This is a genomic window from Bradyrhizobium sp. B039 (genome assembly GCF_038965675.1).
GTDB lineage: Bacteria > Pseudomonadota > Alphaproteobacteria > Rhizobiales > Xanthobacteraceae > Bradyrhizobium > Bradyrhizobium diazoefficiens.
In genome coordinates this window covers 8,676,211-8,690,686 of the sequence record NZ_CP152416.1, presented here as the reverse complement: position 1 = coordinate 8,690,686, position 14,476 = coordinate 8,676,211, and the positions used below count along the sequence as shown (strand labels likewise).

Below are 14,476 nucleotides of genomic sequence, written 5' to 3'. Positions count from 1 at the left end.
CGGCCGTCGTCCCGGGGCGCGCGAAGCGCGAGCCCGGGACCCACAGCCACAGGGAGTAGTTTTGCGAAGACCGGGAGTTACCCGTCCTGCGCCACAACCGCTCCCCGTGGTTATGGATTCCGGGCTCGCGCCAATTGGCGCGCCCCCGGAATGACGGGTGGAATGGAATCGGCTATCCTCATCCCATGGACAGCAGCGCCCGCAACATCGCCCTCGTGCCGCCGCCGGACCGCCGCCAATCCGAGACGGCGCTGGCGATCGCGCGCGGCACGGCGCGGCTGCTGCGCTCGCTCGGATTTTCCTGCATCAGCGAACTGCCGCTGCCGTCGGGCCGGCGCGCCGATCTGGTGGCGCTGAACGAGCGCGGCGAGATCTGGATCGTCGAGATCAAGTCGTCGGTCGAGGATCTGCGCGCGGATCAGAAATGGCACGAATACCGCGCCCACTGCGACCGGCTGTTCTTCGCCTTCACGCAGGACCTGCCGTGCGAGATCTTTCCGCAAGGCACCGGCCTCATCATCGCCGACGCCTATGGCGCGCATCTGCATTGCGAGGCGCCCGAGCACAAGATCGCGGCCGCCACGCGCAAGCAGATGACGGTGCGTTTTGCGATGGCGGCGGCTTTGCGGATCAACCGGCTGGTCGATCCGCAGGGGCACGCGGATTTCTGGGAATGAGTCCGTAGGATGGGTAGAGCGAAGCGAAACCCATCACTTTCGGTCAGGTAAGCAAGGCGGTCAGGTCAGCAAGGAAGGTGGGTTTCGCTTCGCTCTCCCCACCCTACGAAACCGTTACCGCGGCGCGCGCTTGGCCAAAATGCGCTGCAACGTCCGGCGGTGCATGTTGAGCCGCCGCGCCGTTTCCGAGACGTTGCGGTTGCACATCTCGTAGATGCGCTGGATGTGTTCCCAGCGGACGCGATCGGCGGACATCGGGTTGGTCGGCAGCTCGGATTTCTCTGCGCTGGTCGACAGCAGCGCGGCGACGACGTCGTCGGCATCGGCCGGCTTGGAGAGATAATCGATCGCGCCCATCTTCACCGCGGTCACCGCGGTGGCGATGTTGCCATAGCCGGTCAGCACGATCGCGCGTGCATCCGGGCGCTTCTTCTTCAGCGCCGAGACCACGTCGAGGCCGTTGCCGTCCCCGAGGCGCAAATCAACCACGGCGAATGCCGGCGCCGCCTTGCCGATCTGCGCGAGACCGTCCGAGACGGTGTCGCACGATGTCACCGCAAAGCCGCGCGTCTCCATCGCGCGCGACAAGCGCTCCAGAAACGGCTTGTCGTCCTCCACGATGAGAAGCGAGCGGTCGGTCTGTTCGTTCAGTTCGGCGATGGCGTTCAAGGTTTCGTCCTCTCTCTGCACATCCACATATGGCGTCGCAAACGGGCGGCGCCAAGGCCGCCAATAGTCGATCAGCCGGCCTGTGCGACGCAAGGTCGCGGTCTATCCTATTGTTTCTTCAAGCGTCTCGATAGCCTCAAAACGCTGTCGCGGCCACGTTATCTGGACCACCGCGCCGTGTTCCGGAAAGATCCGGTTGGTAAACGAGACCTTGGCGCCGGTGCGTTCGAGCAGGGTGCGCGCGATGAACACGCCAAGCCCGAGGCCGCGCCGTTCGCCGCCGGCGTCATCCGGGGTGCGCCGCCGCGACAGATAGGGCTCGCCGATCCGGTTAAGGATATCGGGCGGAATGCCGGGGCCGTCGTCGGAGATCAGGAGCTCGATCGTGTCCTTGTTCCACCACGCGTTCACCTCGACGGTGGTGTGGGCGAAATCGACTGCGTTCTCGACGATGTTGCCGACGCCGTAGAGGATCGCCGGGTTGCGCGAGCCGACCGGCTCGGCGAAGGCGGCCACCGCGATCCGCACCTTGATGTCGACGCCGAAATCGCGGTGCGGGGCCACCACTTCCTCGATCAGCTCCGACAGCTTCATGCGGTCGAACGGCGCTCCGGTGGAGGAGAGCTGGGTGATCTTGCTGAGGATGTCGCGGCAACGCTGGGTCTGCTCGCGCAGGGTTTTCAAATCGGCGGCAAAGATCGGGTCCTTCACCGTCTTTTCCAGCTCGCGCGAGATCAGGAAGATCGTCGCGAGCGGCGTGCCGAGCTCGTGCGCGGCCGCGGCGGCGAGGCCGTCGAGCTGGGTCAGATGCTGCTCGCGCGTCAGCACCAGTTCGGTCGCGGCGAGCGCATCCGCAAGCTTGCGCGCCTCCTCGGTGACCTGGAACGAGTAAAGGCTGGTGACGCCGATCGCGAGCACGATCGAGAGCCAGACGCCGACGAGATAGATCGGCGGCAGCACCAGCGGATCGTCGGAATCCCAGGGCAGCGGCAGGTGGAAGAAGAACAGGACCGAGGCGCAGGCGACCGCCAGCACGCCAAGCCCGAAGGTGAAGCGGGCCGGCAGCGCGGTTGCCGAGATCAGCACCGGTGCGAGGAACAGGAACGAGAACGGGTTCTGGAGCCCGCCGGTGAAGAACAACAGGCCGGCCAGCTCCACGATGTTCAGCGCAAGCAGTCCGGCCGCCTGCATCGGCTCCAGCCGCTGCAGCGGATTGGACACGGTCTGGAGCGCCAGATTGAGCGAGGCCGACAGGGCGATGATGCTGACGCAGGGGACGATCTCGACGTTGAACTCCAGCCCCTGCGCCACGATGAAGATCGCGGCGAGCTGGCCGAGCACCGCGAGCCAGCGCAGCCGCAGGATGGTGTCCAGGCGGATATGCCGCTGCGCGGGGCGAAAGTCGGAAGCGGCAATTTCGGTCATGTCGGCCAATGTGGCGGTGCCTTCTGGTCACGAACGCGCGGCTGGTGGAACCACCCGGATTACAAGCCTTGCGCTGTCAGCTGCAATAGCAGAAGAACGGCTCAGCATGACCGGGAACGACAAAGCTTCAAGTCCGCCGACTGTCGCGGAGCGCAGCTCCTCTGCGGCAATTGCGGTCGATCACCTCGTTAAGGTCTACAAGCAGACCCGCGCCGTCGACGATATCTCCTTTTCGCTGCCGCGCGGCAGCATCACCGGGCTCCTGGGCGGCAACGGCGCCGGCAAGACCACGACCATCGCGATGATCATGGGCCTGGTGCTGCCGACCTCCGGCCGCGTGCAGGTGCTCGGGCATAAGATGCCCGAGGAGAGCGCTTCCGTGCTGGGGCGGATGAATTTCGAAAGCCCCTATGTCGACATGCCGATGCGGCTCACGGTGCGGCAGAACCTCACCATCTTCGGCAAGCTCTATGCGGTGAAGAATCTCGCGAGCCGCATCGCCAGGCTCGCCGACGATCTCGACCTCACCGAATTCATCGACCGTGCCAACGGCAAGCTCTCCGCCGGCCAGAAGACCCGCGTCGCGCTGGCGAAAGCGCTGATCAACCAGCCCGAGCTGCTGCTCCTGGACGAGCCGACCGCCTCGCTCGACCCTGACACCGCCGATTGGGTGCGAGGCCATCTGGAGCGCTATCGCAAGGAGAACAACGCCACCATCCTCTTGGCCTCGCACAACATGCTCGAGGTCGAGCGTCTGTGCGACCGCGTCATCATCATGAAGCGCGGCCGCATCGAGGACGACGACACGCCGGAGGCCATCATGGCCCGCTACAACCGCACCACGCTGGAGGAGGTGTTCCTGGACGTTGCGCGCGGCCGGGTGAACGGAGCTCAGGAGGCGGCACGATGAGGGAGTCCCGATCTTTCGGTCCTAGCCCGGATGGATCCCGTCATCCCGGGGCGCGACATAGTCGCGAGCCCGGGATCCATAACCACAGGATTGAATTTGGCGAAGACTCGGGGTTACCGGCCTCGCCCCACAATCGCCGCCTGTGGTTATGGATTCTCAGATGCGCAATTGCGCATCATAGCTCGCGCTCCGCGCGCCCCGGAATGACGAAGCTTCATCCGGGCTACGCGGTGCAGCCATGACCGAGCTCACCCTCCATCGCGGCATCTCCATGCAGCGCATCGGCGCGATGATCCTGCGCTACTGGTACCTGTTGATGTCGTCCTGGCCGCGGCTGCTCGAGCTGCTCTACTGGCCGGCGCTCCAGGTCATCACCTGGGGCTTCCTGCAGCTCTACATCGCGCAAAACGCCAATTTCTTCGCGCGCGCCGGCGGCACGCTGATCGGCGCCGTCATCCTCTGGGACATCCTGTTCCGCGGCCAGCTCGGCTTCTCCATCTCCTTCCTGGAGGAGATGTGGGCGCGCAACCTCGGCAACCTCATGATGAGCCCCCTGAAGCCGATCGAGTTTCTGCTGTCGCTGATGATCATGAGCCTGATCCGGCTCGCGATCGGCGTGATCCCGATGACGCTGCTCGCGCTGTTTTTGTTTCACTTCAACGTTTACGCCCTCGGCCTGCCGCTGATCGCGTTCTTCTGCAATCTGATCTTCACCAGCTGGTCGGTCGGCATCTTCGTCTCGGGACTCGTGCTGCGAAACGGTCTCGGCGCCGAGAGCATCGTCTGGACCCTGATGTTCGCGATCATGCCGCTCGCCTGCATCTACTATCCGGTCAGCGTGCTGCCGGGCTGGCTGCAAGTTGTCGCCTGGACGCTGCCGCCGACCTACGTTTTCGAGGGGATGCGGGCGCTCTTGATCGAGAACACCTTCCGCACCGACCTGATGCTGGAGGCGCTGGCCATCAATTTAGGGCTGCTTGTTGCATCTTTTGGGGCATTCCTTGCCCTTTTGCGCAGCGCCAGGAAGAACGGCTCGCTGCTGTCCGCCGGCGAATAGTTTCACTTTCCCGTGGATTCAGGCTGATTTAACCGTCTTTGCCACGTAGATGTACGGGGACGGTGCATTGACGCAATATTACGCATTCGGCAGTATGCTGCGATGCGAAGAGGGATATAGCGATGCCTATTGGTGAGTTTGGCGGCGCGCCGCCCCTGGCTGCAGAAGGCAGTCCGGTCCTGACGACGCCGATGTACTGGATGTACGAGATGGCCCACGCCTCTCTCAATCCGGCACGTGCGGTCACCGACGCGACCAAGTTCCTGTTTCAGAATCCCCTCAATCCCTGGGCGCGCACCGAGGTCGGCAAGTCGGTCGCCGCGGCCTGCGAATTGTTCGAGCGCACCACGCGCCGCTACGGCAAGCCGGAATGGGGCCTCAACGACACCGAGGTCAACGGCATCCGCGTCCCCGTCGAGATCCGTTCGGTCTGGGAAAAGCCGTTCTGCCGGCTGCTCTACTTCGATCGCAAGTTCACCCGTCCGCTGCGCAGCCCGCAGCCGCGCGTGCTGATCGTGGCCCCGATGTCCGGCCACTATGCGACGCTGCTGCGCGGCACGGTCGAGGCGTTGCTGCCCGCGCATGATGTCTACATCACCGACTGGGCCGATGCCCGCATGGTGCCCCTCAGCGACGGCCGCTTCGATCTCGACGACTACATCGACTACATCATCGAGATGTTGCACGTCCTCGGCGGCAACACCCATGTCATGGCGGTGTGCCAGCCCTCGGTGCCCGTTGTCGCCGCCGTTTCGATCATGGAAGCGCAGCGCGATCCGTTCGTGCCGACCTCGATGACCCTGATGGGCGGCCCGATCGACACCCGCCGCAATCCGACCGCGGTGAACAACCTGGCCCAGGAGCGCGGCATCGACTGGTTCCGCAACCACGTCATCACCAAGGTGCCGTTCCCGCATCCGGGCATGATGCGCGACGTCTATCCGGGATTTTTGCAGCTCAACGGCTTCATCAGCATGAATCTCGACCGGCACATGGATGCCCACAAGCAGCTTTTCGCCCATCTGGTGAAGGGCGACGGCGATCTCGTCGACAAGCATCGTGAGTTCTATGACGAATATCTCGCGGTGATGGACCTCTCCGCCGAGTATTACCTGCAGACCGTCGACACCGTGTTCGTGAAGCACGCGCTGCCGAAGGGCGAGATGACCCATCGTGGAACCCGCGTCGATCCCTCCAAGGTCAAGCGTGTGGCGTTGATGACGGTCGAAGGCGAGAACGACGACATCTCCGGTCTGGGTCAGACCGAAGCAACGCACACATTGTGCCGCTCGATCCCCGATCATCGCCGCGTTCATTACGTCCAGAAGGGCGTCGGCCATTACGGCGTGTTCAACGGCTCGCGTTTCAAGTCGGAAATCGTGCCGAGGATTCACGACTTCATGGTCTCCGCTGCGAATCCGAGCTCGTTGCAGGCTCTCGCGGCCGAATAGAACGTTTTCGAGCGAAGCGGGACCGGTCCGCGCAAAGAAAACGCGTCAGAAGTGGAATCGAGAGCCATCTCCGTTCGATCACATCGGAGCGGACATCGCTCTCGACGCGTTTTTCGGCTTTCCCGTCGAAAATTCGGGTGCTGCCGGAGGTTCCGACAGGGCTTGGTTCCCTCCAGATTCGCGGTATTTAGGTAGCTTTATAGGAGTGAGTCAGCCCTCACCCCTTGGGGGTGTCGCATGCGTCCGGAGGGGGCGAAAAAAGCGGGTTCCAACCCCAGTCTGTAGGGTCTCCCGGACGCCAGACCCCTGTATATTGGGCAAATGATTTGTTTTTGCGCCGAGCGCTTTCCCTGGCGGCGGTTATGGCAGAATCCGGGCGAACTCCTGCTCCCCGGACTGACAGACATGGCCACTCGCGCACTCCTCTATCGGCGGCCCCACGAGCCAAAGACCCTCGTCATCACCCATGGATCGCAGTTTTTTGCGATTCGGCTGCGCCGGCACAGGCGTGCGCGCCGCTACACGCTCAGAATTCATCCGAGCGATCGCGAAGCCATCCTCACCATGCCGCCGCGCGGCACGCTCGCCGAAGCAAAAGACTTCGCGCAGCGTCACGGTGCATGGATTGCGGCACGTCTCGGGCGTTTGCCGAAGGCCGCGCCGTTCCAGCCTGGCACAGTGATACCGCTTCGCGGTGTTCCCCATCGCATCGTTCATCGCGCCGGTGCGCGCGGCACGGTGTGGACGGAAGTGCGCGACAGCGGTGAACGCATTCTCTGCGTCGCCGGCGGCGTCGAGCATGCTGACCGCCGCGTCCATGACTTCCTCAAGCGCGAGGCGCGCCACGATCTTCAGCGTTCGGCCGAAGCCTATGCCGCCGAGCTCGGTGTCAGGGTCAAGCGGCTGTCGATCCGCGACCAGTCCAGCCGCTGGGGCTCCTGCACCTCGACCGGCTCGCTGTCGTTCTCCTGGCGCCTGATCCTCGCGCCGCCCTTCGTGCTCGACTATCTCGCCGCCCACGAGGTCGCCCATCTCGTCGAGATGAACCACTCGGCGCGGTTCTGGCGCGTGTGCGGCAAGGTCTGCCCCTCGATGGAGCGCGCCAAGAAGTGGCTCGACACGTGCGGGAACGACCTGCACCGGTACGGGGTCGAGGATTAGCGTCCGCTGCTAACCAAATTGGAGCTGTCATCGCCCGCGAAAGCGGGCGATCTAGTATTCCGAGGCGGTTGTTATTGAATCGAGAGGCCGCAGCGTACTGGATTGCCCGCTTTCGCGGGCAATGACGGCGGAGAGTGGGGCGACGTCAGCGCCTTGCGCCACGGCTTTTGATTTGCCCGACGTATTAATGACCTCGCACAATCCACCGCGCATCGCGCCAGCAATCACCGGCTACTGTGCATGGGGTTGTTTTCGCAGTTTTTGTTTTGAGGCCCCAAAGGCCTCAAGCCGAACCTATCGATTCCCGCCAAACAGCCGGTCCATCAACCAGCCATCCAGCCCCGCCGCCGCTTCCGGCCGCGCATTGGCGCGCGTCGGTGGCGGGCGATAGCCGCCATTGCTCGCCGGCGCCGGCCCGGGCGCGGCCGCCGTCGGCGGCGACACCTGCGAAGCCGCCTGCGCGAGGTTCGACAGGCCCCAGCTGGCTTGCGAATTCGGCAAGCTCGCCACCGGCACGCCCTCGTGCGCGGTGCGCATGAAGCGCGACCAGACTTCGACCGGCAGGCCGCCGCCGGTGGCCTTCTTGGTCGGCGCGTTGTCGTCATTGCCGAGCCAGACGCCGGTGACGAGGTTGGCGGTGTAGCCGATGAACCAGGCGTCACGGTAATCCTGGCTGGTGCCGGTCTTGCCGGCCGCCGGCCAGCCGGGGATCTCGGCCTTCTTGGCGGTGCCTGATATCAGCGTTTCCCGCATCATTGAATTCATCATGCCGACATAGCGCGGGTCGATCACCTGGTTGCGCTCGTCCGGCTGGCGCATGTAGAGCAGCTTGCCACTGAGCGTCCTGATCCGCGTGACGACATGCGGCGTCACCGCGAAGCCGCCATTGGCGAAGGGCGCATAGGCGCCGACCAGCTCGACGACCGAGACTTCGGAGGTGCCGAGCGCGATCGAGGCATTGGGCTCGAGCTTCGAGGAGATGCCGAGCCGGTGCGCGGTGCGCACCACGTTCTTGGGCCCGACCTCGAGACCGAGGCGGATGGCGACCGTGTTGAGCGACATCGCCAGCGCCTGGGTCAGCGTCACCGCGCCGAAATATTCATGGGTGTAGTTCTCAGGTCTCCAGCCCTTGACCTCGATCGGCGCGTCCTGGCGTACGGTGTCGGGCGTCAGGCCCTGCTCGAGCGCGGTCAGGTACACGAACGGCTTGAACGAGGAGCCCGGCTGGCGCTTGGCGGTCACCGCGCGGTTGTACTGGCTCTCGGAATAGTTCCGCCCACCGACCATGGCGCGCACGGCGCCGTCGGGCGTCATCGCCACCAGCGCGCCCTGGCTGACATTGAACTTCACGCTCTTGGCCGCGAGTTCGTCGATGATGGCGGCTTCCGCCACGCCCTGCAGCTTCGGATCGATCGTGGTCTCGACCTTGATGCTCTCGTCGATCTGGCCGACGAGGTCGTCCAGCACCTCGCCGATCCAGTCGGCGACGTAATTGACCGTGCCGGCGCCGACCGGCTTCACGTTGTAGGAGGGATGGCCGATCGAGGCCTGCGCCTGCGCTTCGGTGATGAACTTTGCATCCGCCATCGCCGTGAGCACGATTTGCGCGCGCGCTTCCGCGCCTTCCGGGTTGCGGTTCGGCGCAAGCCGCGAAGGCGATTTGACGAGGCCGGCCAGCATCGCGGCTTCCGCGATGGTCACGTTCTTCGCCGACTTGCCGAAATAGCGCTGCGCGGCGGCCTCAACGCCATAGGCGCCGGAGCCGAAATAGACGCGGTTGAGATAGAGCTCCAGGATCTCGTCCTTGGAATGCTTGCGCTCCAGCCAGATCGCGAGCTCCGCCTCCTGCAGCTTGCGCTGCATGGTGCGCTCCTGGGTCAGGAACAGGTTCTTCGCGAGCTGCTGCGTCAACGTCGATCCGCCCTGCGACACGCCGCGATGAAGCACGTTGGTGACGAGGGCGCGCAGGATGCCGACGGGATCGATGCCGAAATGCGAATAGAAGCGGCGGTCCTCGATGGCGATGAAGGCCTTGGGCAGGTATGGCGGCAGATCCTTCAGCGCGACATTGGCGCCGGCCATCTCGCCGCGTTGCGCCAGCATGCTGCCGTCCATGCCGACGATCTGGATCGTCGGCGGACGCTTGGGAATTTCCAGCGACTGGATCGGCGGCAGATGGGCGCCGACATAGATCACGACGCCGACCACGGCGATGGCGCCCCACAGGCCCACCACCGCGCCCCAATAGACCAGGCGGCCAAGGCTGGCGCCGATACGCGACTTCGACCGGCGCTTGGCGCCGCTGCGGCCGGCCGGTGGCTTCCGCTCGCGCGGCGGCTCGTCGCCGGAATCCTCAGCTTTGCGCCTGGCGGACGATTTCGCTGACTTCTTCGGCTTGTCCTCGCCGCCCGGGACGCGGTCGGCCGCGGTCAGGCGTAGGTCGGCGAGCGCCGCGGGCAAGCCGAACAGCGGCTCCTTCCGCCCACCCTTTTTCTTTCCCCACGCCATACGCAAAACGCCCGGTCAGCCCGCCCCGCCGCACGCTAGCGGTCGCTGTTTAAGGCCCGGTTACCCAGAGCTTAACGCGCGATTAGGAGGTGCGGCATTCGCCCGCCGCAGTTCCGCTGATCGGACGGCGAAGCTAGGATCGCCGCCACAAAACAAGAGGGAACACACGAGGGAGTACCTATGGGCCACATCGATCCGACCAAGGAGATTTTCGCGCAATTCCGGGACAACGATCGCCCGGGCCCGATCCACATGCTCAATCTGGTGCGGCTGCGCAAAGACGCCGTCTACCCGGACGGCCGCAAGGCGAGCGGCGCGGAGGCCTACGCGGCCTATGGCCGCGAGAGCGGCCCGGTGTTCGAACGCCTCGGCGGGCGCATCGTCTGGCAGGGCAGGTTCGAGCTGATGCTGATCGGCCCGCAGGAGGAACGTTGGGACCATTGCTTCATCGCTGAATACCCAAGCGTCGCCGCCTTCGTCGAGATGATCCGCGATCCCGTCTATCGCGAGGCGGTGAAGCACCGCCAGGCCGCCGTGGAGGATTCGCGGCTGATCCGGCACGCGGTGCTGCCGGTGGGCAAGAACTTTGGCGAGGTGCCGACTTGAGAGCCGCGGAGCGACACTCTCTCTGCCGTCACGGCCGGGCTTGACCCAGCCATCCACGCCTTCTTGTTCAGTCATTCCGGGGCGGCTCGAAGAGCCGAACCCGGAATCTCGAGATTCCGGGTTCGATGCTGTCGCATCGCCCCGGAATGACAGCGGAGGAAACTAACCCGCCGGCCCCGCATCCTCCAGGATCGGGCCGAACAACTCCCAGCGCTCGCCGTTGAACTTCATCATCTGAAGCTGCTTGTTGACGCGGTAGTCGGTCGGCGAGGTGTTGGCCTTGATGCCCGGCAGCGCGATGTCGCCGGTCACGTCCTTCAGCGACGCCGCCTGCTTCATGACGTTCTCGCGCGTCAGGTTGTCGCCGCACTGCTGGAGCACATGGGCCAGAAGCTGCGCGGTGCCGTAGCCGTAGGTGTTGAAGTTCGAGTCCTTGTCGCCGTCCGGGTAGTATTTCGCCATGAAGTCGAGATACCGCTTCATGCCGGCATCGTCCTTCCAGGTCGGATCGAGCGGGTCCTTGCCGTAGTTGACGCTGATGACGCCCTTGGCGGCATCGAGCCCTGCCGGCTTCATCACCGCGCCGACCGAGGTCGCGTTGATGTCGACGATCTGCACCGGATGCCAGCCGAGCTCGGCGATCTTCTTGATCGCCTGCGCCGCCTGCTTCGGCGTGGTCGCGCTGAAGAACAAATCGGCGCCGGCATCCTTGATCTTGAGGATCTGCGAATCGACGGTCGGGTCGGACACCTCGTAGGACGCCTCCGTCACGATCATCTTGGCGGCCTTGTCGCCGAGGCCGGCCTTGATGCCGTTCAGATAGTCCTTGCCGAGGTCGTCGTTCTGATAGAGCACGCCGATCTTGGCGTTCGGATGCTCCTTCAGGATGTATTGGCCATAGATGCGGCCTTCGACGAAATAGTTCGGATTGTAGCCCATGGTCCACGGGAAGTTCTTGGGGTCCGTGAACTTCGAGGCGCCGGTGGCCGCGAACAGCTGCGGCACTTTCTTGGAGTTGAGATATTTCTGCACGGCCGCGTTCGACGGCGTGCCGATGATCTGGAAGGTGAGCAGCACCTCGTCGCTCTCGACGAGCTTGCGGACCTGCTCCACCGCTTTCGGCGGCGAATAGGCATCGTCGTATTGAATCAGATTGATCTTGCGGCCGTTGATGCCGCCCTGGTCGTTGATCATCTTGAAGTAAGCGGCCTGGGTCTTGCCGATCGACGCATAGGCCGACGCTGGCCCCGAGAACGGCACGGTCTGGCCGACCTTGATCTCGGTGTCGCTGGCGCCCGGATCATATTTTTTCTGGGCATTGGCCGCAGAGACCGACAGCGCCAGGGTCAGCGCCGTTGCCGTGGCCAGATGCAGCATTCCATTCCTCATTCGCAATTTCCTCAGCTTGTTATTGCCGATGATCTGCCGGACGCACTGTTGCGCGCCCGGCGCCATCGCTGCCGGGGAGTGTGGAGGAGGCGTTGCTGCAACGCAAGGCGGGGATGTGCCCGCAGTTCGTAGGGTGGGCTGCGGTTCGCCAACCCACCCTGTGACGTCTCCGAGTCGCTAGCCCGACGGACCGTTGTCCTCGATGATCGGTCCGAACAGCTCCCAGCGCTCGCCGTTGAACTTCATCATCTGCATCTGCTTGTTGACGCGGTAGTCGTTCGGCCCGGTGTTGATCTTGATGCCGGGCAGCGCGAAGCTCGGGGTGAAGTCCTTGATGTTGGCGACCTGCTTCATGACGTTCTCACGCGTGAGGTCGTCGCCGCATTGCTTCAAGACCTGCACCAGCAGCTCGGCCACCGAATAGGCATAGGTGTTGACGGTGTTGAGCTTGTCGCCTTCCGGGAAGTACTTGTCCATGAAGGCGAAGAAGGCCTTCACGCCCGGATCGTCCTTCCACTGCGGATCGCTGGGTTCCTTGCCATACTGGGTCGAGATGATGCCCTTGGAGATCTCGAGGCCGGCCGGCTTCAGCGTCGCCGAGATCGGGCTCGCATTGATGTCGAGGATGTGCACCGGCGTCCAGCCGAGGTCGGCGAGCTTCTTGATGGCCTGCGCGGCGAATTTCGGCGTCGAGGCATCATAGAACAGGTCGACGCCCATCGACTTCAGCTTGACCACCTGCGAATCCACGGTCGGATCGGTGACCTCGTAGGACACCTCGCCGACGATCATGCCGGCGGCCTTGTCGCCGAGGCCGCTCTTGAGCCCCGCGAGGTAGTCGCGTCCCATGTCGTCGTTCTGGTAGAGCACGCCGATCTTGGCGTTGGGGTGATTGGCCAGAATGTACTTGGCGTAGATGCGCCCCTCGGACACGTAGTTCGGATTGTAGGCGATGGTCCAGGGATAGTTCTGCGGATCGTTGAAACGCGCCGCGCCGGTCGAGGCCAGCAGCTGCGGCACCTTCTTGCCGTTGAGATATTTCTGCACGGCGGCGTTGGCCGCGGTGCCGATGAGCTGGAAGGTGAAGAGCACCTCGTCGCCTTCGACCAGCTTGCGGACCTGCTCGACGGTCTTCGGCGGCGAATAGGCGTCGTCATACTGGATCAGGTTGATCTTGCGGCCGTTGATGCCGCCCTGATCGTTGATCATCTTGAAGTAGGCGGCCTGGGTCTTGCCGATATTGGCATAGACCGAGTAGGCGCCGGAGAACGGCACGGTCTGGCCGATCTTGATCTCGGTGTCGCTCGCACCGGTGTCATATTTCTTCTGTGCGAGGGCTTGGCTGGCGGAGACCGCGAAGGCGAGCGCCGCCGTGGCAGCCATGAAGACTCTGCGATTGCTCATGTTGGGTTGTTCCTCCTGACGGAATTTTCGGCCGATGGTCTTTTTCCGTTGGTTGCAACGGTCGCCATCGCTGCCGAAGAGTGTGGAGGAACGTTCGCCGCCGCGCAAGGATCGCGGCACTGCGCCGTAGCGTCTCAGGCCAAGGATCTTAGGCCCAAGGATCTTAGGCCAGCGGTCCTAGGCCAGGAACAATGCCGCCAGCGCGATCGCCGCCGGCAGCGCCTGCACGAGCAGGATGCGCGTGCTGACGGTTGCCGCGCCATAGGCGCCGGCAACGATCACGCAAAGCAGGAAGAACGCCTTGATCTGGAATGCAAAGGCCGGGTTGCCGTGAAGCAGGCCCCAGATCAGGCCGGCGGCAAGGAAGCCGTTATAGAGGCCCTGATTGGCAGCCATCACCTTCGTGATCGCGGCCTTTTCCGGCGTATTGCGAAAGACCTTCAAGCCCTGCGGCTTGTCCCAGAGAAACATCTCCAGGATCAGGAAGTAGGCGTGCAGTGCGGCGACCAGCGCCACCAGGATATTCGCGATCAGACTCAAGTTGAGCTCCCCCAAAGCGTCAGCTTTCGGGTGGACGGTAGCACGCCCGGCATGGCAAGTGCGATCCCATGATTTGAAGTGATGGAGTCGCAATGGCCGCTCGATCAACCAGCCTGCCGGAACGCTTCGGCCTCGATCGTCTGGCGACGCCGATCGGAACCGCCCTGCTCGTCACCGATGCCGAGGGCGCCTTGCGTGCGCTCGACTGGGACGATTACGAGCACCGCATGCGCGAGCTGCTGCGCCTGCACTACGGCGCGGTGGATCTGAGCCAGCGCTCCGCGCCGGCAGCGATCAAGGCCGCGCTGTCGGATTACTTCGCAGGTAACCTCGGAAGGCTATCAGCGATCGCATGGCGCATCGCCGGCACACCGTTCCAGCAAAAGGTCTGGACCGCGCTTGCGCAAATCCCCGCCGGCACCACGATGAGCTACGGCGCGCTGGCCGCAAGGATCGACATGCCCAGGGCCATTCGCGCCGTCGGCCATGCCAACGGCTCCAACCCGATCAGCGTGGTGCTGCCCTGTCACCGCCTGATCGGCGCCGACGGCTCGCTGGTGAAATACGGCGGCGGGCTCGAGCGTAAGCGCTGGCTGCTGCGGCACGAGGGAGTGGAGGTCTAGGTTCTCACTCCCGTGGTCATTCCGGGGCGCGCGTAGCGCGAACCCGGAATCCATTT

13 protein-coding genes are annotated in these 14,476 nt (G+C 64.1%); 7 read left to right on the top strand and 6 right to left on the bottom strand.

Features of this window, described 5'->3' with window-relative positions; all coding sequences use genetic code 11:
- Positions 1–185: 185 nt before the first annotated feature.
- The gene (locus tag AAFG50_RS40960; RefSeq protein WP_011083725.1) at positions 186–677 is read left to right on the top strand and encodes an MmcB family DNA repair protein; all 492 of its coding nucleotides are present in this window, start codon (positions 186–188) and stop codon (positions 675–677) included.
- Positions 678–791: 114 nt separating this feature from the next.
- Here the strand turns inward: AAFG50_RS40960 and AAFG50_RS40955 are convergent, their stop codons facing one another.
- Positions 792–1,346: an ActR/PrrA/RegA family redox response regulator transcription factor gene (locus tag AAFG50_RS40955; protein ID WP_008141807.1), complete on the bottom strand. Its 555-nt coding sequence runs from the start codon at positions 1,344–1,346 to the stop codon at positions 792–794.
- A gap of 102 nt (positions 1,347–1,448) precedes the next feature.
- Positions 1,449–2,771 (bottom strand): ActS/PrrB/RegB family redox-sensitive histidine kinase, encoded by a 1,323-nt coding sequence (locus tag AAFG50_RS40950; RefSeq protein WP_011083727.1) that lies wholly within the window; start codon positions 2,769–2,771, stop codon positions 1,449–1,451.
- A gap of 106 nt (positions 2,772–2,877) precedes the next feature.
- Between AAFG50_RS40950 and AAFG50_RS40945 the strand changes: the two genes are divergently transcribed.
- From AAFG50_RS40945 to AAFG50_RS40930, 4 genes are all read left to right on the top strand, one after another.
- Complete coding sequence (locus tag AAFG50_RS40945) at positions 2,878–3,681, top strand: ABC transporter ATP-binding protein (RefSeq protein WP_028172596.1); 804 nt, start codon at positions 2,878–2,880, stop codon at positions 3,679–3,681.
- A 238-nt stretch (positions 3,682–3,919) separates the two neighbouring features.
- On the top strand, positions 3,920–4,738 hold the full coding sequence (locus AAFG50_RS40940) for an ABC transporter permease (protein WP_028172597.1): 819 nt from the start codon (positions 3,920–3,922) through the stop codon (positions 4,736–4,738).
- A 122-nt stretch (positions 4,739–4,860) separates the two neighbouring features.
- The gene (gene phaZ / locus AAFG50_RS40935) at positions 4,861–6,189 is read left to right on the top strand and encodes a polyhydroxyalkanoate depolymerase (protein WP_028172598.1); all 1,329 of its coding nucleotides are present in this window, start codon (positions 4,861–4,863) and stop codon (positions 6,187–6,189) included.
- 321 nt (positions 6,190–6,510) lie between these two features.
- Positions 6,511–7,350, top strand: a complete 840-nt coding sequence (locus AAFG50_RS40930; protein ID WP_028172599.1) for a SprT family zinc-dependent metalloprotease — start codon at positions 6,511–6,513, stop codon at positions 7,348–7,350.
- Positions 7,351–7,644: 294 nt separating this feature from the next.
- Here the strand turns inward: AAFG50_RS40930 and AAFG50_RS40925 are convergent, their stop codons facing one another.
- A complete protein-coding gene (locus AAFG50_RS40925) occupies positions 7,645–9,858 on the bottom strand; it encodes a penicillin-binding protein 1A (RefSeq protein ID WP_028172600.1) in 2,214 nt (737 codons plus the stop codon).
- 180 nt (positions 9,859–10,038) lie between these two features.
- On the opposite strand from AAFG50_RS40925, the gene AAFG50_RS40920 reads away from it, so the two are divergent.
- A complete protein-coding gene (locus AAFG50_RS40920) occupies positions 10,039–10,464 on the top strand; it encodes a DUF1330 domain-containing protein (RefSeq protein WP_011083733.1) in 426 nt (141 codons plus the stop codon).
- 162 nt (positions 10,465–10,626) lie between these two features.
- Here AAFG50_RS40920 and AAFG50_RS40915 read toward each other — a convergent pair whose 3' ends face one another.
- From AAFG50_RS40915 to AAFG50_RS40905, 3 genes are all read right to left on the bottom strand, one after another.
- Positions 10,627–11,853 (bottom strand): ABC transporter substrate-binding protein, encoded by a 1,227-nt coding sequence (locus tag AAFG50_RS40915; RefSeq protein ID WP_028172601.1) that lies wholly within the window; start codon positions 11,851–11,853, stop codon positions 10,627–10,629.
- Between the two features lie 177 nt (positions 11,854–12,030).
- Positions 12,031–13,257, bottom strand: coding sequence for an ABC transporter substrate-binding protein (locus AAFG50_RS40910; RefSeq protein WP_028172602.1), 1,227 nt, complete (start codon positions 13,255–13,257; stop codon positions 12,031–12,033).
- Between the two features lie 177 nt (positions 13,258–13,434).
- On the bottom strand, positions 13,435–13,791 hold the full coding sequence (locus tag AAFG50_RS40905; RefSeq protein ID WP_186363054.1) for a DUF1304 domain-containing protein: 357 nt from the start codon (positions 13,789–13,791) through the stop codon (positions 13,435–13,437).
- A 98-nt stretch (positions 13,792–13,889) separates the two neighbouring features.
- On the opposite strand from AAFG50_RS40905, the gene AAFG50_RS40900 reads away from it, so the two are divergent.
- A complete protein-coding gene (locus tag AAFG50_RS40900) occupies positions 13,890–14,420 on the top strand; it encodes a methylated-DNA--[protein]-cysteine S-methyltransferase (protein WP_028172604.1) in 531 nt (176 codons plus the stop codon).
- Positions 14,421–14,476 lie beyond the last annotated feature (56 nt).